This window comes from Pseudomonas sp. SWRI51 (assembly GCF_014268825.1).
Taxonomy (GTDB): domain Bacteria; phylum Pseudomonadota; class Gammaproteobacteria; order Pseudomonadales; family Pseudomonadaceae; genus Aquipseudomonas; species Aquipseudomonas farsensis.
In genome coordinates, this window is record NZ_JABWRG010000042.1 from 1 (window position 1) to 21,822 (window position 21,822).

The following is a 21,822-nucleotide window of genomic DNA, read 5'->3' on the forward strand; positions in this document are numbered from 1 at the left end:
GGGCTGCTGCGCAGCCCTTTCGCGACACAAGGCCGCTCCTACAGAGTGACCGCCTTCACCCGTTAAAGCCCCTGCAGCAAATCGGACATGTCATCCGCGTGCTCTTCTTCCTGGGCCAGGATGTCTTCGAAAATACGTCGGGTAGTCGGGTCGGTATCGCCAATGAACTGAATGATCTCGCGATAGCTGTCGATGGCGATCCGTTCAGCCACCAGGTCCTCGAGCACCATCTCTTTCAGCGTATTACCCGCCACGTACTGGGCGTGGGAGTTGCGCGTCAGGTTATCGGGGTTGAAGTCCGGCTCGCCGCCGAGCTGCACAATGCGCTCAGCCAGCTTGTCGGCATGCTCGGCTTCCTGGTTGGCGTGCTCCAGGAACTCATCCGCCGCCGCGCTGGCCTTGATGCCACTGGCCATGAAGTAATGGCGTTTGTAGCGCAATACGCACACCAGCTCGGTGGCCAGCGACTCATTCAGCAGGCGCAGGATCGTCTCGCGGTCAGCGTTATAACCCTCGGTCACCGCGCCTTGCTCGACATGCTGGCGCGCGCGTTCGCGCAGGGTTTTTACATCAGTCAGTTCAACGCTCATGTTCATCTCCGAAAACATCAGGGTGGTCATGGGTAGGTTGCGTACCGCTTACGCGCCTTTAGCGGCGTCGCGGTCTTCTTCTCGTTGCTTGCACGTCTTGAAACCCTTGGCATCGACATGCCCGGTAGCATCGAAACGCACGTAATAGGGCTGCTGGTGGCCATCGCGGTTGAGGATGTAGTCATTGCAGGTGCCGCCGTGTGGCAGGTCGATCACGTTCGACGGGCTGCCGCCGATGGCGATTACCTTTTGCATGGTCATGCCATGCTCCACTTGCTTGACCAGCGGCTCGTCGCGATAGGTGACATAGTCCACCGGGTTTTCCGGGCGGCTGCCGCAGGCGGCGAGGGTGGCGCTTGCCAGAAGGATGGCCAGAGTCTGCTTGTACATGGTCCCGCTCCTTGCTCAAGGGTCTGTTTTGCTTGGAACCGCACGGCGCGCCAGGAGTTCGATTGCGCAGCCAACAAGCGCAGCGGTAGTGTTGGCCGGTCGTCCACGCATGAGGGCTGGGGCAATGGGCAAGGAATTGGCTACGCGGTACCCTTTGGTGCTGGTGCCAGGCATGCTGGGTTTCGTGCGCCTGGTGCTGTACCCGTACTGGTTCGGCATCGTCCCGGCGTTGCGCCGTGGCGGCGCGCAGGTGTTTGCCGTGCAGGTATCGCCGCTGCACTCCAGCGAAGTGCGGGGCGAGCAGTTGCTGGCGATCATCGAAGACATCTGCCAGCGCAGCGGCGCGCCCAAGGTCAACCTGATCGGCCACAGCCAAGGTGCGCTCACCGCCCGCTACGCCGCTGCCAAACGCCCCGACCGGGTCGCCTCGGTGACCTCGGTAGCCGGGCCCAACCATGGCTCGGAGCTTGCCGACCACATCGAGCGCACTGCGCCCGGCGGCTCTGCCAGGGGCCGCCTGCTCAAGGCCATTCTGCATGGCCTGGCCGTGCTGATGGGCTGGCTCGAAACCGGCTGGCGCCGCGAACGGCTGCCGATTGACGTGCACGCCTCGCACCAGTCGCTGACCTGCGCCGGGGTGGCCCTGTTCAACCAGGCTTATCCACAGGGCCTGCCCGAGGTGTGGGGCGGGGAGGGGCCGGCCGAGGTCAACGGGGTGCGCTATTACTCATGGTCCGGCACCTTGCAGCCGGGGCTGACTGACCGTGGCCGCAACCGTTTCGATGGCAGCAACCGCTTCTGCCGCCTGTTCGCCCGCACCTTCGTGCGCGAAAAGGGCCAGTGCGACGGCATGGTCGGGCGCTTCAGCTCGCACCTGGGCCAGGTGATCGGCGATGACTACCCGCTGGACCATATGGACATCGTCAACCAGTCGCTTGGCGCGGTGGGCAAGGGGGCTGCGCCGGTAAGGTTGTTTACCGAGCATGCCGCCCGGCTCAAGGCCGATGGCCGGTGACGGCGAAGTGCCACAAATGTTGGCTACACTCAGCACGACGAGCGCGCAGCCGGCGCGCCCCTCTGGAGCTCACGCCATGAAGATGCTGCACGTGCCATTGCTGGTGTTGGGCCTGTTGATCGCCGGGCAGGGTTTTGCCGCCACCGCGCAACAGGAAAAGATGAAAACCTGTAACGCCGACGCCACCAGCCAGGCGCTCAAGGGCGATGCGCGCAAGGCGTTCATGAGCACTTGCCTGAAGAAGCAGGCGCCGCAGACCCAGCAGGAAAAAATGAAAACCTGTAATGCCGACGCCACCACCCAGGCGCTCAAGGGCGATGCACGCAAGACGTTCATGAGCGACTGCCTGAAGAAGAAGTGACCCGCGCCGTGAAGGCTGGCAGACTGCGGTTCTTTCCGCTGTCTGCCGTCGAGGCTGTATGACCTTCACCCCCCGCCAGATTTCCTTTGCCAGTCTGATCATCGTCATGGGCGGGCTGCTGCTGGCCCTGCCGATGAAACTGCTGCCGAGCCTGCTGGCCGGCCTGTTGGTGTTCGAGCTGGTCAACATGCTCACCCCCCGCCTGCAACCCTTGATTGCCGGGCAGCGCGCGCGCTGGCTGGCGGTGGCGTTGCTCGGCACTCTGGTGGTCAGCACCCTGACCTTGCTGATTGCCGGCGCATTCAGCTTCCTGCTGCATGAAGCGGAGAACCCCGGCGCCTCGCTGGACAAGTTCATGGTGCTGGTGGAGCGTGCCCGCAGCCAGTTGCCGCCGTTTATCGAAGGCTACCTGCCGGCCAGCGCCGCCGAGTTCAAAGTGGCCATTGGCGACTGGATCAAAAGCCACCTCAGCGACCTGCAACTGGTCGGCAAGGGCATGGCGCACATGTTCGTGACCTTGCTGATCGGCATGATCCTCGGGGCCATCATCGCCTTGCAGCGCATCCCTGATATTTCCCGGCGCAAGCCCCTGGCGGCGGCGCTGTTCGAGCGCCTGAACCTGCTGGTGCAGGCGTTTCGCAATATTGTCTTCGCGCAGATCAAGATCTCGCTGCTCAATACCGCGTTTACCGGCATTTTCCTCGCGGTGGTGCTGCCGCTGTTCGGTGTGCACCTGCCGCTGACCAAGACGCTGATCGTGCTGACCTTCCTGCTTGGCCTGCTGCCGGTGATCGGCAACTTGATGTCGAACACGCTGATCACCATCGTCGGCCTGTCGTTGTCGATCTGGGTGGCGGCGGCGGCGCTGGGGTACCTGATCGTTATCCACAAGGTCGAGTATTTCCTCAACGCGCGGATTGTTGGCGGGCAGATCAGGGCCAAGTCGTGGGAATTGCTGCTGGCGATGCTGGTGTGCGAGGCCGCGTTCGGCCTGCCGGGCGTGGTAGCCGGGCCGATTTATTACGCCTACCTGAAGAGCGAGTTGCGGCGCATGGAATTGGTCTGATAAACCGCCGGGGGCTGCGCCGCAGCCCCCACACCCGTCAGGCGCCGTAGCGCTTGCGTGCCTCGATTGCCAGCCCGCTGCCGATGCTGCCGAAAATATTGCCTTCGACATGCCGCGCATTGGGCAGCATCGCCGCCACGCTGTTGCGCAGCGCCGGGATACCGCTTGAACCCCCGGTGAAGAACACCGTATCAACCTGCCCGACACTCACCCCAGCCTTGGCCAGCAGCTCGCTGACACTGCCGCGCACCCGCTCCAGCAAGCCATCGATGGCGTCCTCGAACACGGCGCGGGTCAGCTCGGCGGCAAGCCCAGGCTCGACACGGCCCAGGTCGATGCGGCGGCTGTCGCGGTCGGTCAGCTCGATCTTGCTGGCCTCGATTTCCATGGCCAGCCAGTGCCCGGCCCGTTGCTCGATCAGCTTGAACAGGCGCTCGATACCGAGCGTGTCCTCGATGTCGTAACGCATGTTGCCCAATGCCAGCTGGGTCTTCTGCCCATACAGGGCGTTGATGGTGTGCCAGGTGGCCAGGTTCAGGTGGTAGCTGGTCGGCATCAGCGCACCGCTTTTCATGCGGCTGCCGTAGCCGAACAGCGGCATCACGCCTTGCAGGCTCAGTTGCTTGTCGAAGTCGGTACCGCCGATATGCACACCGCCGGTGGCAAGGATGTCGTCCTGGCGCTCGTCCAGCGAATGGCGCTCCGGCGACAGGCGGATCAGGGTAAAGTCCGAGGTACCGCCGCCGATATCGACAATCAGTACCAGCTCTTCACGGCTGATGCCCGACTCGTAGTCGAACGCAGCGGCAATGGGTTCGTACTGGAACGACACGTCCTTGAAGCCGATCTTGCGCGCCACGTCAGCCAGTGTATCTTCGGCCTCCTGGTCAGCCGCCGGGTCTTCGTCGACGAAGAACACCGGGCGCCCCAGCACCACTTGCTCGAAGCTGCGCCCGGCGCTGGCCTCGGCGCGCTTTTTCAGCTCGCCGATGAACATGCCGAGCAAGTCCTTGAACGGCAGGGCGCTGCCCAGCACGCTGGTGTCGTGCTTGATCAGCTTGGAGCCCAGCAGGCTCTTGAGCGAGCGCATCAGGCGGCCTTCGTAGCCTTCCAGGTACTCGTGCAGGGCCAGACGACCGTACACCGGGCGGCGTTCTTCGAGGTTGAAGAACACCACCGACGGCAGGGTGATCTTGCCGTCTTCCAGGGCGATCAGCGACTCAGCCCCAGGGCGGTGCCAGCCGACCGTGGAGTTGGAGGTGCCGAAGTCGATGCCAAGGGCACGGGCCGGGGATACGTCAGACATGAGCGAAAGCTTCCGGAGGCAAAACGGCCGCGCAGTTTATGCGAGTTTGCGGCTAAAGCAAGACCGGTCGTCTGTCGTGGTGCAAGGCCAGACGCCCCTTGAAAGGCTATGCTTGACCCCAATCTTCAGTGGCAACACGCACTTTTTTATCGGTGATCCATAAATGGACTTCAAAGACTATTACAAGATACTCGGCGTAGACCCGGGCGCGGACGACAAGGCGATCAAGGCCGCGTACCGCAAGCTGGCGCGCAAGTATCACCCCGACGTCAGCAAGGAGCGTGACGCCGAGGACAAGTTCAAGGAGGCCAACGAGGCCTACGAGGTGCTTGGCGACAAGGACAAGCGCGCCGAGTACGACGAAATCCGCAAGTACGGTGGCCAGCATGGCCGGCCGTTCCAGGCACCGCCTGGCTGGCAGGGCCGTGGCGGCAATGCCGGCGGCGGTTTTGAAGGCGGTGACTTCTCCGACTTCTTCAGCTCCATCTTTGGTGCCCGCGGCGGTTCGAACCCGTTCGGTGGTGCCCGCCAACAACGTAGCGCCGGCAGGCGGGGGCAGGACGTGGAACTGGAACTGGCGGTTTTCCTCGAGGAAACGCTCAACAAGGAATCCAAGCAGATCAGCTTCCAGGTGCCGCAAACCAATGCCGCCGGGCAGCGCACCGGGTTCACCACCAAGACGCTGAACGTGAAGATCCCGGCCGGGGTAACCGATGGCGAGCGTATTCGCCTCAAGGGCCAGGGTGCTCCGGGTGTCGGCGGCGGGGCCAACGGCGACCTGTTCCTGACCATTCGCATGGCGCCGCATCCGCAGTTCGATGTCGAGGGCCACGACCTGATCATTACCGTGCCGCTGGCGCCGTGGGAAGCCGCGCTTGGCACCAAGGTGGCGGTGCCGACGCTGACCGGCAAGATCAACCTGACCATTCGCCCCGACAGCCAGAGCGGCCAGCGCCTGCGGGTCAAGGGCATGGGGCTGTTGAACAAACAGGGCGAGCGCGGTGACCTGTACGCGCAGCTGAAAGTGGTGATGCCGGCGCAGTCCGATGCGGCCACTCGCGAGTTGTGGACCAAGCTTTCCGAGAAAGCTGCTTTCGACCCGAGGACACACTGGAGCAAATAATCATGAGCAGTACCTTGATCGTTCAACTGGACATGCGAACCCTCTGCCAGGAAGCCGACCTCACGGCCGACTGCGTGATCGAAATCGTCGAACACGGCATCGTTGAACCATCGGGGCGAACGCCCGAGGAGTGGGTGTTCGACGACCACGCGCCGGTAACGCTCAAGCGGGCGGTCAAGCTGCATCAGGAACTGCAACTGGAGTGGGAAGGGGTAGCGCTGGCGCTGGAGCTGCTTGAAGAAGTGCAGCACCTGCGCAGCGAGAACAGCATGCTCAGGCAGCGGCTGGGGCGGTTTACCCAGCTGTAGACGCGCGGTACTGAGGCATTGGGCGTCACGCGATCAGTGTAGGAGCGGCCTTGTGCCGCGAAGGGGTGCGAAGCACCCCCGGCAATCTTGCGTGAGGCGCATATCCCGAGGCTGCTTCGCAGCCTTTCGCGACACAAGGCCGCTCCTACAGATCAATGGCGTGGTCTGGTGGAAGTGGGCGTCACGCGATCAGTGTAGGAGCGGCCTTGTGCCGCGAAGGGGTGCGAAGCACCCCCGGCAATCTTGCATGAGGCGTATATCCTGAGGCTGCTTCGCAGCCTTTCGCGGCACAAGGCCGCTCCTACACAAAGGCGATGCGCGTCGGTGGTCAGGTCGGGTCAGCTTCTGGGCTGAGCACCAGTTGCATGAACGTCAGGTCCAGCCAGCGGCCAAACTTCACCCCCACCTGCGGCATCTGCCCGGTCACCACGAACCCCAGCCGTTCGTGCAGCCGCACCGATGCCCCATTGCCGCTTTCAATGGCGGCAACCATCACATGCTTGCCGCACGCCCGCGCACGCTCCACCAACGCCGCCAGCAACACTGGCCCCAGGCCTTTGCCGCGCTGGTCAGCACGCACATACACTGAATGCTCGACCGTCAGGCGGAACCCCTCGAACGGCCGCCAGTCGCCAAACGAGGCGTAGCCGAGCACGCCGCTGGCATCCACCGCCACCAGAATCGGGTAGCCCTGCGCAGCGCGGGCATCGAACCAGGCCTGGCGATTGGCCAGGTCCACCGGGGTTTCGTTCCAGATTGCCGTGGTGTTGCGCACGGCATCGTTGTAGATATCGAGGATGCCCGGCACGTCGGCAGGCTGGGCGTCGCGGATCTGATAGGTCATGGCAGCGTCTCGCAATAGCAGTGGCGGCAGATTAAATGGTTACCAGCCCGCGCACACCTTCGGCCTGCATGTTTTCGCCACGCCCACGCTGGACGATTTCGCCACGTGCCATGACCAGGTACTGGTCGGCCAGCGCTTCGGCGAAGTCGTAGAACTGCTCGACCAGCAGAATCGCCATGTCGCCACGGTCGGCGAGCTTACGGATCACCGCGCCGATTTCCTTGATGACCGAGGGCTGAATGCCTTCGGTGGGCTCGTCCAGGATCAGCAGGCGTGGGCGGCTGGCCAAGGCCCGGCCAATCGCCAGTTGCTGTTGCTGCCCGCCCGACAGGTCGCCGCCGCGGCGCTGCTTCATTTGTTCGAGCACCGGGAACAGCTCGTAGATGAACGCCGGGACCGCGCGAGCCTCGCGCGCAGAAAAGCGCGACAGGCCCATCAGCAGGTTTTCTTCTACCGTGAGGCGCGCAAAGATCTCGCGCCCCTGGGGCACATAGGCGATGCCTGCGTGCACCCGTTGCTGGGGCTTGAGCGTGGTGATCGGCTTGCCTTCCCAATGCACCTGGCCTTCGCGGGTGGGCAGCAGGCCCATCAGGCAGCGCAACAGGGTGGTCTTGCCAACGCCGTTGCGGCCCAGCAGGCAGGTGACTTCGCCGACCTTGGCTTCAAAGGACAGGCCACGCAGGATGTGGCTGCCGCCGTAGTATTGGTGCAGGGTGTCGATCTTGAGCATGTGCGTAGTCCTGAAAAAGTTGCTGTGCCTGTGCCGGCCTCATCGCGGGGAAAGCCCGCTCCCACAATGCCCATGAAGAGGCCGGCACAGGTTTGCTTGGCTGGCTAGCGGCCCAGATACACCTCGACCACCCGCTCGTCCGCCTGTACCTGGGCCAGCGAGCCTTCGGCCAGCACGCTGCCCTGGTGCAGCACCGTCACATGGTCGGCAATGCTGCCGACGAAGCCCATGTCGTGCTCCACCACCATCAGCGAATGCTTGCCGGCCAGCGAGCGGAACAGCTCGGCGGTGAACTCGGTCTCGGCATCGGTCATGCCCGCCACCGGCTCGTCGAGCAGCAGCAATTGCGGCTCTTGCACCAGCAGCATGCCAATCTCCAGAAATTGCTTCTGGCCGTGCGACAACAGCCCCGCCTGGCGCTGCGCCAAAGGCTGCAGGCGCAAGGTCGTCAGCACCTCATCGATGCGCTGGCGCTGCGCGTCACCCAGCCGCGCCACCAGGCTGGCCCACACCGACTTGTCGGCCTTGAGCGCCAGCTCCAGGTTTTCGAACACGCTGAGCGCCTCGAACACCGTGGGCTTCTGGAACTTGCGCCCGATGCCGGCCTGGGCGATCTGGTACTCGCTCATGCGGGTCAGGTCCAGGGTGTCGCCAAAGTAGGCCGTGCCGCTGTCGGGGCGGGTCTTGCCGGTGATCACGTCCATCATCGTGGTCTTGCCGGCCCCGTTGGGGCCAATGATGCAGCGCAGTTCCCCCACGCCGATGTACAGGTGCAGGGCGTTGAGCGCCTTGAAGCCGTCAAAGCTGACGCTGATGTCCTCAAGGCTCAGCACCGTGCCGTGCCGGGTGTCGAGCCCTGCCTTGCGCGGCTGGCCGAGGCCGATGGCGTCGCGCCCGCTGCCGAGCTGGTCGAACACCGGCTCCAGCATGAATTCGGGGTGCACCGGGGGGATGCCTCTCATGGCTGGCTCCTTTTCTTCACAAGCCCGACCACGCCCTTGGGCAGGTACAGGGTGACGATGATGAACAGCGCACCGAGGAAGAACAGCCAGTACTCCGGGAACGCCACGGTGAACCAGCTCTTCATGCCGTTGACCAGCCCCGCGCCGAGCAGCGGCCCGAGCAGCGTGCCGCGCCCACCCAGCGCCACCCAGACGGCCGCCTCGATGGAGTTGGTCGGCGACATCTCGCCGGGGTTGATGATGCCCACCTGCGGCACATACAGCGCGCCTGCCAGGCCGCACAGTACGGCGCTGAGCACCCACACCAGCAGCTTGAAACCACGTGGGTCATAGCCGCAGAACATCAGGCGGTTCTCGGCATCGCGCACGGCGGTGAGCAGCCGGCCAACCTTGCTGCGGGTCAGCCGCCAGCACAGGTAAAGGCTGCCCAGCAACAGCAGCACGGTCAGCAGGAACAGCACCGCGCGGGTGCCGGGCGCCGCCACGTCATGGCCGAGGATGGTGCGAAAACTGGTGAACCCGTTGTTGCCGCCAAAACCGGTCTCGTTGCGAAAGAACAGCAGCATGGCAGCGAAGGTCAGCGCCTGGGTCATGATCGAGAAGTACACGCCTTTGATCCGCGAGCGGAAGGCGAACCAGCCAAACACCAGGGCCAGCAGCCCTGGCGCCAGCACCACCAGGCACAGCGCCCAGGCAAAGTGCTGGGTGCCGGCCCAGTACCAGGGCAGCTCGTTCCACGAAAGAAACGTCATGAACGCCGGCAGGCCATCCCCTGCGGCCTGGCGCATCAGGTACATGCCCATGGCGTAGCCGCCCAGGGCAAAGAACAACCCGTGCCCCAGCGACAGCAGCCCGGCATAGCCCCAGACCAGGTCCAGGGCCAGGGCGACGATGGCGTAGCAGAGGATCTTGCCGACCAGGGTCAAGGTATAGGCCGAAACCTGCAGTGCGTGGCCTTCGGGCAGCAGTGACAGCAGCGGCAGGGCCAGCAACACCAATGTAACGGCGGCGCCGAGGGCCAGCGTCAAACGCGGCCCGGCCTTTTGCGAGGCGGTGACGATCAGTGGCTGGTTCATCAGTCGATTACCCGTCCCTTGAGGGCGAACAGGCCTTGCGGGCGCTTCTGGATGAACAGAATGATCAGCGCAAGGATGAGGATCTTGCCGAGCACCGCGCCAATTTGCGGCTCCAGCAGTTTGTTGGCGATGCCCAGCCCGAACGCTGCCCAGAGGGTGCCGGCCAGTTGCCCGACGCCGCCGAGCACCACCACCAGGAACGAGTCGATGATGTAGCTCTGGCCAAGGTCCGGGCCGACGTTGCCGACCTGGCTCAGGGCCACGCCGCCCAGCCCGGCGATACCCGAACCCAGGCCAAAGGCGAGCATGTCGACGCGCCCGGTGGACACTCCGCAGCAGGCGGCCATGTTGCGGTTCTGGGTGACGGCGCGCACGTTCAGGCCCAGCCGGGTGCGGTTGAGCAGCAGCCAGGTGAGCAGCACTACGGCCAGGGCGAAGCCGATGATGACGATGCGGTTGTACGGCAGCACCAGGTTGGGCAGCAGTTGCACGCCACCCGACAGCCACGCCGGGTTGCTCACCTCGACGTTCTGCGCGCCGAACAGCAGGCGCACGGCCTGGATCAGGATCAGGCTGATGCCCCAGGTGGCCAACAGCGTTTCCAGCGGCCGGCCGTACAGGTGCCTGATCACGGTGCGCTCCAATGCCATGCCCACACCTGCGCTGACGGCAAAGGCCACCGGCAGCGCGATCAGCGGGTAGAACTCGATGGCGCCGGGCGCGTAGCGTTGCAGCAGTACCTGGACCATGTAGGTGCTGTAGGCGCCGAGCATGAGCATCTCGCCATGGGCCATGTTGATCACCCCGAGCAGGCCGAAGGTGATCGCCAGGCCCAGCGCTGCCAGCAACAGGATCGACCCCAGCGACAGCCCGCTGAAGGCCTGGCCCAGCAGTTCGCCGATCAGCAGCTTGCGCTGCACCTGGGCCAGGCTGGTTTCAGCGGCTGTGCGCACGGCCGCGTCGGTTTCGCCCTCCGGTTGCAGCAAGGCTTCCAGGCGGGTGCGGGCCAGCGGGTCGCCGGTTTCGCCGAGCAAACGCACTGCGGCCAGGCGCACCGCAGGCTCGCTTGCGCCCAGTTGCAGGTTGGCCAGGGCCAGGGCGAGGGCTGCGTGCACGGCGGGGTCGGTCTCGGCGGCGAAGCGCTGGTCAAGGAAGGCCATTTGCGCGGGTTGTGCGCTTTTTTGCAGTTGGCTTGCAGCGGCCAGGCGGGTGTCGCTTTGCTCGCTGAGTAGTTGATGGCTGGCCAGGGCGTTGTCGATCAGGCCGCGCAGGCGGTTGTTCAGGCGCAACTTGCGCGTGTCACCTTCGCCAATGCGGCCCTGACGCAGGTTTTCCAGCAGCGCCAGGCGCCCGGTATCGGGTTGCGCAGCCCAGGTTTCGAGCAGGCGCGCCTGTTCGGCGGGCTTGGCGGTCAGGAAGAATTCGCCCTCGCTGGCTTGGCTTGCCAGGGGCAACAGCAGCAGGAGGGTGAGCAGGAATCTGAGCATGGGGTATTCCTGAAACATCGGCGGTGGGTTGATCGCGGGGCAAGCCCGCTCCCACGGGCCTGTGCATAAACCGTGGGAGCGGGCTTGCCCCGCGAAGGCGTCAGTTGCCTTTCACCGCATAATCCGGCCGCTTGTCATTGCCCGGAATGAACGGGCTCCATGGCTGTGCCCGCAGCGGTTGCTCGGTTTCCCACACCACGCTGAACTGCCCGTCATCCTGAATCTCGCCGATCATCACCGGCTTGTGCAGGTGGTGATTGGTCTTGTCCATGGTCAGGGTGTAGCCGGACGGTGCCTTGAAAGTCTGCCCGGCAAGGGCCTCGCGGACCTTGTCCACCTCGGTGCTGCCGGCCTTCTGCGCAGCTTGCGCCCACATGTGGATACCCACGTAGGTGGCTTCCATCGGGTCGTTGGTCACTGCCTTGTCGGCGCCCGGCAGGCCCTTGGCCTTGGCGTAGGCCTTCCAGTCGGCGACGAACTTCTGGTTGACCGGGTTATCCACCGACTCGAAGTAGTTCCAGGCGGCCAGGTGCCCAACCAACGGCTTGGTGTCGATGCCGCGCAGCTCTTCTTCACCCACCGAGAAGGCCACCACCGGCACGTCGGTGGCCTTCAGGCCCTGATTGGCCAGCTCTTTGTAGAACGGCACATTGGAGTCGCCGTTGACCGTGGAGATGACCGTCGTCTTGCCGCCGGCCGAGAACTTCTTGATGTTGGCGACGATGGTCTGGTAATCGGCATGGCCGAACGGGGTGTAGACCTCCTCGATGTCTTTGTCGGCCACGCCCTTGCTGTGCAGGAAGGCGCGCAGAATCTTGTTGGTGGTACGCGGGTAGACGTAGTCGGTGCCCAGCAGGAAGAACCGCTTGGCGCTGCCGCCGTCCTCGCTCATCACGTACTCGACCGCAGGAATCGCCTGCTGGTTGGGCGCAGCGCCTGTGTAGAAGACGTTGGGCGACATCTCTTCACCTTCGTACTGCACCGGGTAGAACAACAACCCGTTGAGTTCTTCGAACACCGGCAGCACCGACTTGCGCGACACCGAGGTCCAGCAGCCGAACACCACCGCGACCTTGTCCTGGGTCAGCAACTGCCGGCTCTTTTCAGCGAACAGCGGCCAGTTGGACGCCGGGTCCACCACCACCGCTTCCAGCATCTTGCCGTTGACCCCGCCTTTGGCGTTGATCTCATCGATGGTCATCAGCGCCATGTCCTTGAGCGAGGTCTCGGAAATCGCCATGGTGCCGGACAGCGAATGCAGGATACCTACCTTGATGGTCTCGGCGGCCTGGATGCTCCAGCTCAGGCCCATCGCGGCAATCGATGCGCTGAGGGTAAAGGCCTTGATCAGACTGCGACGCTTCATGTGCTCTCTCCGATGAGATCGTTGTTGATTTGGCAAATCGCAGAACGGCAGGTGCAAAGGCTGTGCCGAAGGCTGCAAGCGCTCTATCGCGGAGCATTCGCCGGGCACGAGCCAGTGCGCCTGCCCCATCTTCGCGCTCATTGATGTGAGCTGCGCGAAGATGGGGCGGGCGCTTGCACGCTATGGGTACCTGATAGTTTTGCCAGTAGCGCTGCGGCGGAGCCCTTCCTATCGTCGACAGTGTTCATCCCTGTGTGGAGACACTCGTCATGTTCCGTCATCGCCTTGTGCAACTCTGTTCATTGCTGCTCGTCGTCTGCCCGCTGATATCCACGGCCCATGCGCAGGATCCCAAGGCAGGAGCAAGCCCGTTGAGCGTGGTGCAGCAAGAGTTGGGTACCTACCAATATGTATCCGGCCATTCAGAAGAAAATGCCCAGGGTTACACGATCGAGAGTGGCAATCTGATCGAGCCGGCCAAGGGGCTGGTGGAGGGCTCGGTGGTGATGGTCAGCGACAAGGACGGGGCGATAACGGCAATCATCGACCGGCCTGGGCGGCGTGGCACCTTGTACATCAACAAGGAGGGTACGAGGCATTTTCTGGAGGAGCCGCCCTTGAACTGGTCAAGTTTTTCCGGACACCGATTACGGTGTTTAGGCCGCCTGCAGCTCCTTGGCTATTGGCGACAGATAATCGTTGTAGCTGTGGAGCCTGATTCGGTTGTAGCGCATGAAGAAGTTAGTCATGTCGCTTCTAGCTTCTTCGATCTCTGAATAGCCCTTGGCAGGCACCCATTCTGACTTGAGCGTGCCGAACAATCGTTCCGTTGGCGCATTGTCCCAACACTGGCCTCTGCGGCTCATGCTTTGAGTTATGCCATGTTTAAGCAGCTCGGACTGGAAGCGCTGACTGGTGTATTGGCAGCCTTGATCCGAATGAAACATCAAACCCGCAGGTGCGCCCCGAACGCCGACCGCCATAGTCAGCGCGTTGCTAACCAGGTTGGCATCATTGATCAGAGAAAATGCCCAGCCAACAACTCGGCGGGCAAACAGATCAATGACCACCGCCAAGTGATACCAGCGTTTCCCGACCATCAGGCTGGTAACATCGTCGCACCACACCTGATTGACGGCTGTAGGTTGGAAGTTGCGCTCAAGGAGATTCTTCGCCACAAATGCCTCGACGCCCCTGGAGCGATATTGATGGCGGCGACGCTGCCTGCTAGCCACATTCGCCTCGGCCATCAGCCTTCCCACAAGATACCTTCCAACCTTGAGTTGCTGCGCTTTCAAACACTGAGAGATCATTCTTGCACCGGCACTTTCTCTACTTTCAGTATGCAGTTGTACAACCTTCTCCCTCAGCGCATCACGCTCGGTATTAGGTTTGGAGCGGCGATGGACCCAGTCGTAAAACGCGCTACGGGAAACGCCAAAAGCACTGCAAAGCTGATTAGTCGGATAAAAGCCTGACTCTCTCAGTTCCTCGATCAGGAAAAACGATAGGGATCCGACATCAAGAGAGCGGTAGCCTTTTTTAAGATTTCGGCCTCGGTCTCCAGGCGCTTTACCTTGGCGCGTAACTGCTGAAGTTCTCGCTGCTCATCGCTGATTGCTTTGGTACCTGCAACTGGCTGCCCTTTCTGGCGCTCTTTTCTCACCTGGTCCACCCAACGACGCAAGGCGGTACGGCCGACCTCCATCGATGCACAGACGTCAGGAATCGAGCAGTTGTCATCAAGAACCATGCTTGCAGCACGTTGCTTGAACTCACGGGTATAGGTCTTTCTCTCTGGCATGGAACCTCCTGAATGGGCGAATCATATCGCCCTTAAGAGGTGTCCGGGATCATTAGGCCAGTTCACTCAGGTACGACAGCAGGATCAGCGTTCAGACGAACATGAACAATATGTGCTCTCTGCGATGTGATTGTTGTGGTGATGGCTGAGTCGGAGATTGCAAGGGCTGTGCCGAGGGGCGGGAGGGGCGTGGTAGAGGGGGTTGTGCGAGGTATTAGGGCGCTGTGGTGGGCCGACCAGCGGCCCCAATGCTGTGCATGCACAGCATTGGGGCCGCTGGTCGGCCCTCGCAGGTTTCGTCATCGTCTGCCGTGATCATTGTCCAAGTCCACCTTGGCTTGGTAAGTCAACGGAGGGGGCTGCATCGGGATGTTGTCCTGAATCTTTTGTGTCTACTCAGACCTGCGCAGTTTGCTGGCATGTGCCCTGAAATCGTCATCGCCTGCCTTGGCCGTATAGACCATGTTCAACTTGATGTCGGCAATCACCGTAGGGTCGGCAAGCAGTTTCTCGCTGCCTAAAATTTCCAGGGTCCATTGTGAAATGGCACCCGTGCCCTCGAAGGGCAGATAACGGCCGTCGTGGAACATCAGTTCGTAGACCCAGGTGCCTGGGTCATAACCCAACCCATCCTCGGCCACCGTCGATGAAAGTGCGATCTGTTGGTTCACGCTCGGATTGCGCATGACGCGCATGTGATCCTTGCCGGCATCATCGACTTCCTTCTGGTCGATTTCGGATACGCCGATCTTGGCTGGATACAGCGAGCGGGCTGCATCCTTGTCGGCCTCGAGCAAGATGGTACTGCCCGTCTGGGTCAGGGTGGCGCAGAGTTCGTCGAGGCTTGCGTTGGTATTGAGCACAAGGGTCACCGACACGTACTTGAGCTGGCGCAGGTAGTGGCCTGGGTAATTTTTGTCAAAGTCACTGGCCGAGAACGCGAAACTATATACAAGCGATGCAGGGGGCGGGTTCTGCTTTTTGAACACGTTGGCCCATGCGGGCTCGCCCGCATGGGCCTTCAGGCTGAACGATTTCTTGATGGTCAGACGTCGCTCGTTTTTGAGCAGGTATTCATTTTCCATATGCTGCAGGTTCACCAGCAGGGATTCGCCTACCAGCATGCCTTTGTAATTGTTCCGCCAGGCCGTGGTATTGATGAAACTGGTGCGTCGATAGTCGCCGATCTCGTAGCGCCACGCAGCTTCTACCACCAGGCACAAGGAGCGGACGGCATCGTACGCTGCACCGTAGAGATGCTCCTGGCGCGCCACCAGCCAGTTGTAGACCGGGATGATGCAAAAGCCGGTGGTCATGGTCACATAGGCTTCCTTCAGGTTGACCCGATCCTGTTCGCACTGGGCCAGGGCAATGGTGCTGGCCTTGAGCTCGATATTGGTTTCGTCGAGTTGTTGGTCAAGGATCTTGATATCCCACTCAACCTGGCTCTTGTCGAATGCCCACTCGGCTGCCCGGCGGTTGTAGCCGGCTTGGGTCTGGAGTTCATCAGCGATCATGCTCGCTGCATCCGCTGTGGCATATAGCGCCTGGGCAGCTCTGGCCATTGGTGCCGACACATTGTTGCCGCCAATGGCCATCCCATAGATCGTGGGCACGGCGGCTTCCGTCAAACCTGATGCCAGTTCGAACGGTATGCTCATCAGCAAGGCACTGTTTGCCGACCAGGTAAGCCCTGTGGCGGCCTCCTCTTCTGGCGAGCGACCGACATCGATGAGATGACTAAGATAATCGTTCTGTGCGGCGGCTTTGTTTCGGCTGAGCAGCAATGCTTTCTTCCTGGCCTGGATTGCGCTGATGGCCTCTTTCTGCATACGAATGGTAAAGTCGACCATTTTGATGTCCTGCTCCTTGAGCTGCGCCCCAAGGGTGGTGTTGGACTCATCCTCCATCAGTTTCATGTAGTGCCGCCCAAAGTCGGACAACTGCTGGGCCGCAGCTTTGGCGCTGGGTAACAATTGGCGGAAACGATAGTGGGGAACTGGTTGTTTACGGTCTTGATAAGTGATGGGCAGGTTGCTTACGCCGCCCTGCGAACTGTCAAACGCCTCCTGGCCCTCGCTGCTCCAGTCCAGTGGCGGTAGTGTCTTGCCATCCAGCGTGAGCCCATGGCGTAGGTTGTGTAGCCTGTTCTGGAGTGTCTTGCTCAGCTCCAGTACCCGACGGTTGAGCGGCGTGCGGAATGCATTGGAGTCGAGTGAGGCTAAGGTGGTCGCTGTCCAGCGCGATGCGTTGTGGCCCTCGGGTAACGGGCCGAGCAGCTTGAGTGCCTGCTGGTAGCACAGCCAGGCTTGGTTGAGCGTGCTCAGCGTAAGTTGGCGGTAGTAGTGGTCGCCTTGCGCAAGCCAGTTCTCGAGGAAGCCGAGATAGATCGCTTGCTGATAATGCCGGGCTAGTACGAAGACATGGCTTATGGGGTCTACCCCCTGGTGAAGCGTCGAACTCAGGGTGCCCACCTGCGACAGGGGGCGCGTGCACCACGGTGCAGGGCGCCCCGCTTCGTCGGACGCGATTCGGTAGGGGTTAAACAAGTAACGCAGGTACCAGTCTTGCGCCTCTTCGAATTGTTGCTGCTCAGTAAGACGCATGGCAACCATTGCGGGTAGATGAAGGAACAGCTCGCGAAAGTAAAGGGCGTTGGCGCCATGAAAGTCTAGTTCAACTGTGGATGCCGGGGCATCCAACCCGGGTTCTTGAAGTGTCTGCGTATCCCAGGCTAGTACTCGCTGCACGCCTTGGCTGGCGCGTGCGACCAGACGCTTGCCGAACAGGGTATTGAGACGCAGTTTTTCTGTATTGAGAATAGGCGCGAGGCTTTTTGCTTTTGTCAGATCCAGATATTGCGCTTGAGCCGTGTTGCTGGCGATGGATACAGCCCAGAGTTCATCGGTTTTAAGCGCTTTGACCGTAACGCTATAGTCGAGGGAAACCCGCGAGTCAGCTTTGCCCATGGTGAGTTTAAGGATGTATCCAGTGTCCCGTTCAATGTCTAACTCGAATATTTGTGCTTGATTGTGTCCTTGGTCTTGCAGTCTGTAATCGGCGGATTTCAGTGGTGCTTCAGGGGCGTTGGCGAGATAGATGGCGAGCTGTGCATAATTGGAATATCCGGATTTGTCTTTGGCGCTACGGTTCACTGTTACAGCTAGTATGTTGTCAGCGTCAGAGGCAACCCTTGCTTTCACATCCACTAATATGTCTGTGTTCTGAAGCGGGGGGGATGGTTCGCAGCTCACGCTGAAGGGCGCACCGGTATAGGGGTGTTGAAGAGTGGACCTGTTTTTATAGCGTTTTAGTAAATGCTTGATGGTTGACGCCGAGTAGAGGGAGTGAATTGGCTTTTCTTCTATAAGCAGCAGGTCGCGTGCTTCGATGTAGAAGTCAACGCCCTTTTTCAACTCGGTTGTCTCTGGCTTGCTAGTGTCGTACAGCAGCGTGACTAGCCAAGGGTCACCTCGAAGAGCGGCTGCATTGTCGACCACTACAATCAGGCCGGGTTTGAAGTCCATGTTTTTCGCAAAGTTATCAGGGTTCCACTTGCCTTCCCTGTCGAAGCCATCAAGACGCATCAGCTCATTGCTTGTACTCCACGCACCATCACTTTTCTGGAATGCGTAGCGCACGGAAAACTTGCGTTTCTGCTTCAGGGTTTTGGTGGCATCTTCTCCGTCCGGCAAGTCAGTGCTGCTACGTTCCACCCAGAAGACATAGCGACGCCCGGCAATGACCACCGGGCGTATGGCGTCGTAGTTGTCGGTGCTTTTGGAGAGTTCGTCGGTTGCAGCCAGCCCGACTTTCTGCCATTCGCTCCAGGCCAAGGGGCTCAACCGCTCCTTATTGTCGCGCATCCCCATGTCGAGAGTTCGCCAGTAATACTCGTAGGGCGTGGTATTGGTCTTGGCGATCAAGTGATAGGTGTCGCGCTTGGGGTCATGACCATCCAGATAACCGCTGACCACCTGCAGGTTGCTGACTCGCTCGAACTTGGTCAGATAGTTGAAAATGGCCGTTTGCAACAAAGCGGTGTCCATCCTGCCTTGGTTGAGCTCGGCCTCCAGCTCTTGAAATGCCACGCTCTTGTTGGGCCGGTTGGCGTAGTAGATGAGGTTGGCCGGGTGGTTGCGTTGGTCCCTGTCGCGCTTCCATGTAGCGTATAGCCCAAGTTTGCTCTGCCACTGCACTAGGCTGGCAGCTGAAGGTGTGGTTTCGTCGTACCCGGGCTCCAACTTTGCGTACAGTTGTGAAAGGTAATACTGCAGGCTGCTGATGGCCTGGTTGAGCAGCGTAGTGCTGACAGCGCTGCTGACACGGATATCGCACAAGCAATAGCTCGACAGGTCGTCCAGCGAGGTGAAGGTGGCCTCGGTGGTGGCTGTGCCAGTGGGCCAGTATGCGATGAGGTAACCAGCAAGCGCATCGCGCCAGTGTTCGCGGGTCTGCTTGTCGACGCATTCACGAAGCCCGTCATCGGCACCCGCCAGTAGCAATTGGCTGATGCTTTCGTACTCAAGGTAGGGCGCTGTTTCGTCTAGTTCGGTAAGGCCCAGTAGTGACGAGCATGCCAAGCCGGTTCTGCTGCTGAGTGTTTTCAGGCGAAGGATGAAGTCGATGTCGCTGATCGTGCAGGGCACGCAAGGGATACCGACTTCGCGCTTGACCGTATGAGGGCGTTCAGCCAGCGCTTCGAGGGTAAGTGGAGAAAACCGATAAGTAGGGAATTTTCTAGCTCGTGCTTTCCATTTTTCCGGAAAGTAAGCTCTTTTATATTGGTCCTGGGTTAGCAGGAGAGGCCCGGGGTATTTGATGGTGAAGTCTGCCAGTTTATCGATAAAGTCTTGAGTGCCTTCGTTGGCGTAACGGTAGGCGCCTGCCGGACGAACGACGAACAAAGCAAACAGATAGGAGAGGTCATATTCATTGTACTTACTGAGCCCTGCTTCGGACAATGTTTCCAGGAAGTCGTTAAATGTCGGCCTGTTATCCTCGACCCATTGTTTGGTCGGAACGCAGGGGCAGGCATCCATGACTTCGCTTTCGTCCCAGTCAATCAACACCGCTAATGCTTTGGCCGCCTCTGCCACTTTAGTTTCTGCCGTGCTGGCGCGATGCCTGGATAGAAAGTCGATGGCATCAGGTTCATCTGCGCCTGCTATCTTGCACCGCTCAACCCATTCGCCGAAGCGACTGAGCTGATAACAAAGGTCCAGGTTCACATCGTCTAAGGAGCCCTTCTCCAAGTCGAACCACTCAGGATGGTCACAGAGTGCATGTATTGCACCCGGGCTCAAGCGTAACAGTATGCTCAATGCGCAGCGGCGCTCGAGCTTGAACCACAATTGGGTCGCTGTGCGCTTTGCTTCAGGCGTGCTGTTCACATCGGTAATTGCGCGGGCTGCCTCCAGAACGTTCTTTGCCCAGGTATCGGCCCAACGCAGGAGCGGCAGGGCATGTTGTGTGGTAAGCCCAGAACTCTTGGGTTGGGAGCCAAACACACTTACCAGCAATTGAGCAGCCAGTTCCTGCTGCCGGTTAGCCGTGCTCCTGGGCGAAAGCACTTCTTCGATGGCGTGAGACTGCTCTTTGAGGGTGTTCAGCAACTTGCTGTGCAGAGCCACTTCCGCGGACGGGACAGGTGCTAAGGCCTCCAACAATGCACTCGGTGCGATGCGCTGCTCGCGCAGCCATTGATCGAGGTTGCTCAAGGCGACCAAGGTATCCAGCATATCCGTGGCTGCCTGATCGTCGATAACTGGGGTTCCGGCCAGCTGGGCCATCACGTCGCAACCCGTGGTGGCCAGCAATGCCGCCAAAGCGCTGGCTTCCTGGGGGGAGCGTTTGAACAGCCGATGCAGGCGGCTTTGGCGGTATAGAGAGGACAGCAGCGGCAGTGATACAGAAAGTTCACTTGCCCCAAGCGCTTGCTTGGCTCGTGCCAGATAAGCCAGGGTTGTCTGTTCGTCTGCGCCCACTGCCTTGGCAAACGCGGGTAGCACTTTGAATTGGCCGTCGGCACCATCGGCTGGATCGAGCGTTCGGCCGTCGAGTATCAACGTGTCGAGCGTGTCGGGCCGGCCTGCCCCCGGGCCATCCAGCACCCGGTCTAGCATGGCGACCTGATCGCCAACGCCATATGGGCAGATCTCGCACACCAGGGCGCTGAACTGTTCGGCGCTGATGCCATAGGTTTCGTTCAGGTAGCGATACACCCCAAAGGCGCGCAGGGCGGCAGGCGTCAGATGCCAGTCCTTGAACAACTTGACTTGTCCTATGGCACCCAGGATCGACATCAGCAAATGATCCACAACGCTGAAAGGCAACCCGAGTTCCCTTTGCAGGTGGATCATCTGGTACATGCGTGACAAACAGTCGTAATCGATCATGTCGAACTGCGCCTTGATGCCGGCCCCTGTGTTCGCATCTTTGATCGCCAGGCGTGTCTTTCTCCGCGCATTGATGTAGGCCGCACCGTTGTGGAACCTGCTGATGGTCGGGGCGTTTGCGGGGCGATAGGCGCGGGCATCGTGCACGAGGGTGTTGGCGGACTTCGCGTTGTCATCGACCCCAGCCACGGTAAGCATCTCCAGCACCTGCTCTAAGCTAAGGCCGGTTCGCTGGCAGAAGGTTTCGACGTCCAGTAGTGCGGCTTTCGCGGCTTCGGCGTCGAGATCGTCCATGCCATACCATTTGCGCCACTGATCGCCAGTAAGACGCAGTGCTTTTTCCTCCAGCAGCAGTGCCTGTAGCGCCGGGCCGAAGCCGCTGGCGTTGCGCATGGTCTGGCGCAGCTCATCGGTTCGCAGGTTCTGGTAACAGAAACCGGGGTAGCTGTACGTTGCCTTCTGCAGCAATTCGAAGTGCGGGATCTTCCTGTGCCTGAGCAGTGCCTTGATCTGTTCGTGGGCATAGTTATACGGCAGGTTGGCATGCTGACCGGCGTTCGCCAGCACCTCGGGCAAATAGGCCGTGGCGCCTGCGCGAGCCTGGGCATTGCGTGCGAGGCTGCGGATGGCCAGGGCCAATGCGCTGGCCGGTTGCTCCAGCTGCGCGGGGTCGAGCAGCAGTTCGCCGATGTCCGGCCGGCGTTGCGCCAGTAACTGGCGGGCGCTGGAGGTGCTGGTTTGCTCCAGCTCCAGGGCCTGCTGGTACAACGCATGCAGGTAGGCGATGGGCCCGGTGTTCGACTCAGGTGCATCGGGGTCACAGGGGTTGGCCAACTGTTCTGGGAACAGTTTGGCGTAGGTGTGGGCTTTGGCGGATTGTTTGCTCATACGGATGTGCTCCCAGGTGAATGCAGATCGTCATTGCGATACGACACTGTTGGGAGTATTGGGAGAGCAGCGCGAGGGTGACAACTGGCAAAAGTATCAGGTCGATGC

The 21,822-nt window shown here is 61.0% G+C and carries 18 protein-coding genes; 6 read left to right on the forward strand and 12 right to left on the reverse strand.

Annotated features, from left to right (window positions below):
- Positions 1-62: 62 nt before the first annotated feature.
- Both HU720_RS13895 and osmE read right to left on the reverse strand, forming a co-directional pair.
- A complete protein-coding gene (locus HU720_RS13895; RefSeq protein WP_225917405.1) occupies positions 63-590 on the reverse strand; it encodes a ferritin-like domain-containing protein in 528 nt (175 codons plus the stop codon).
- Positions 591-638: 48 nt separating this feature from the next.
- Positions 639-980, reverse strand: coding sequence for an osmotically-inducible lipoprotein OsmE (gene osmE / locus HU720_RS13900; protein WP_186520506.1), 342 nt, complete (start codon positions 978-980; stop codon positions 639-641).
- 124 nt (positions 981-1,104) lie between these two features.
- On the opposite strand from osmE, the gene HU720_RS13905 reads away from it, so the two are divergent.
- The 3 genes from HU720_RS13905 to HU720_RS13915 all read left to right on the forward strand — a co-directional run bounded on the left by HU720_RS13905 (position 1,105) and on the right by HU720_RS13915 (position 3,422).
- Positions 1,105-1,995, forward strand: a complete 891-nt coding sequence (locus HU720_RS13905; RefSeq protein ID WP_186520507.1) for a triacylglycerol lipase — start codon at positions 1,105-1,107, stop codon at positions 1,993-1,995.
- A gap of 76 nt (positions 1,996-2,071) precedes the next feature.
- Positions 2,072-2,356, forward strand: a complete 285-nt coding sequence (locus HU720_RS13910; RefSeq protein ID WP_186520508.1) for a PsiF family protein — start codon at positions 2,072-2,074, stop codon at positions 2,354-2,356.
- Positions 2,357-2,414: 58 nt separating this feature from the next.
- Positions 2,415-3,422, forward strand: coding sequence for a hypothetical protein (locus HU720_RS13915; RefSeq protein WP_186520509.1), 1,008 nt, complete (start codon positions 2,415-2,417; stop codon positions 3,420-3,422).
- 37 nt (positions 3,423-3,459) lie between these two features.
- Here the strand turns inward: HU720_RS13915 and HU720_RS13920 are convergent, their stop codons facing one another.
- Entirely contained in the window at positions 3,460-4,728 is a 1,269-nt protein-coding gene (locus HU720_RS13920; RefSeq protein WP_186520510.1) for an Hsp70 family protein, read from the reverse strand.
- A 163-nt stretch (positions 4,729-4,891) separates the two neighbouring features.
- On the opposite strand from HU720_RS13920, the gene cbpA reads away from it, so the two are divergent.
- Together cbpA and HU720_RS13930 are read left to right on the forward strand one after the other, a co-directional pair.
- The gene (gene cbpA / locus HU720_RS13925; RefSeq protein WP_186520511.1) at positions 4,892-5,851 is read left to right on the forward strand and encodes a curved DNA-binding protein; all 960 of its coding nucleotides are present in this window, start codon (positions 4,892-4,894) and stop codon (positions 5,849-5,851) included.
- A 2-nt stretch (positions 5,852-5,853) separates the two neighbouring features.
- The gene (locus HU720_RS13930) at positions 5,854-6,159 is read left to right on the forward strand and encodes a chaperone modulator CbpM (protein WP_186520512.1); all 306 of its coding nucleotides are present in this window, start codon (positions 5,854-5,856) and stop codon (positions 6,157-6,159) included.
- A gap of 328 nt (positions 6,160-6,487) precedes the next feature.
- Here the strand turns inward: HU720_RS13930 and HU720_RS13935 are convergent, their stop codons facing one another.
- From HU720_RS13935 to urtA, 6 genes are all read right to left on the reverse strand, one after another.
- Positions 6,488-7,003 carry a GNAT family N-acetyltransferase gene (locus tag HU720_RS13935; RefSeq protein ID WP_186520513.1) on the reverse strand — a complete coding sequence of 172 codons (516 nt, stop codon included), beginning with the start codon at positions 7,001-7,003 and terminating at the stop codon, positions 6,488-6,490.
- Positions 7,004-7,034: 31 nt separating this feature from the next.
- A complete protein-coding gene (urtE, locus tag HU720_RS13940; protein WP_186520514.1) occupies positions 7,035-7,733 on the reverse strand; it encodes an urea ABC transporter ATP-binding subunit UrtE in 699 nt (232 codons plus the stop codon).
- Positions 7,734-7,837: 104 nt separating this feature from the next.
- Positions 7,838-8,695, reverse strand: coding sequence for an urea ABC transporter ATP-binding protein UrtD (gene urtD, locus HU720_RS13945; protein ID WP_186520515.1), 858 nt, complete (start codon positions 8,693-8,695; stop codon positions 7,838-7,840).
- Complete coding sequence (urtC, locus tag HU720_RS13950; protein ID WP_186520516.1) at positions 8,692-9,771, reverse strand: urea ABC transporter permease subunit UrtC; 1,080 nt, start codon at positions 9,769-9,771, stop codon at positions 8,692-8,694. The genes urtD and urtC overlap by 4 nt, the downstream gene beginning before the upstream one ends.
- Positions 9,771-11,258: an urea ABC transporter permease subunit UrtB gene (gene urtB, locus HU720_RS13955; protein ID WP_186520517.1), complete on the reverse strand. Its 1,488-nt coding sequence runs from the start codon at positions 11,256-11,258 to the stop codon at positions 9,771-9,773. The genes urtC and urtB overlap by 1 nt, the downstream gene beginning before the upstream one ends.
- A 100-nt stretch (positions 11,259-11,358) precedes the next feature.
- On the reverse strand, positions 11,359-12,624 hold the full coding sequence (gene urtA / locus HU720_RS13960) for an urea ABC transporter substrate-binding protein (RefSeq protein ID WP_186520518.1): 1,266 nt from the start codon (positions 12,622-12,624) through the stop codon (positions 11,359-11,361).
- Positions 12,625-12,893: 269 nt separating this feature from the next.
- On the opposite strand from urtA, the gene HU720_RS13965 reads away from it, so the two are divergent.
- Positions 12,894-13,400, forward strand: coding sequence for a hypothetical protein (locus HU720_RS13965; RefSeq protein ID WP_186520519.1), 507 nt, complete (start codon positions 12,894-12,896; stop codon positions 13,398-13,400).
- Here HU720_RS13965 and HU720_RS13970 read toward each other — a convergent pair.
- The 3 genes from HU720_RS13970 to HU720_RS13975 form a co-directional block, all read right to left on the reverse strand.
- Positions 13,281-14,123, reverse strand: coding sequence for an IS3 family transposase (locus HU720_RS13970; protein WP_225917411.1), 843 nt, complete (start codon positions 14,121-14,123; stop codon positions 13,281-13,283). The genes HU720_RS13965 and HU720_RS13970 overlap by 120 nt on opposite strands.
- Positions 14,120-14,428 carry a transposase gene (locus HU720_RS24360; RefSeq protein WP_225917406.1) on the reverse strand — a complete coding sequence of 103 codons (309 nt, stop codon included), beginning with the start codon at positions 14,426-14,428 and terminating at the stop codon, positions 14,120-14,122. The genes HU720_RS13970 and HU720_RS24360 overlap by 4 nt, the downstream gene beginning before the upstream one ends.
- A gap of 392 nt (positions 14,429-14,820) precedes the next feature.
- Entirely contained in the window at positions 14,821-21,714 is a 6,894-nt protein-coding gene (locus tag HU720_RS13975; RefSeq protein ID WP_186520520.1) for a neuraminidase-like domain-containing protein, read from the reverse strand.
- Positions 21,715-21,822 lie beyond the last annotated feature (108 nt).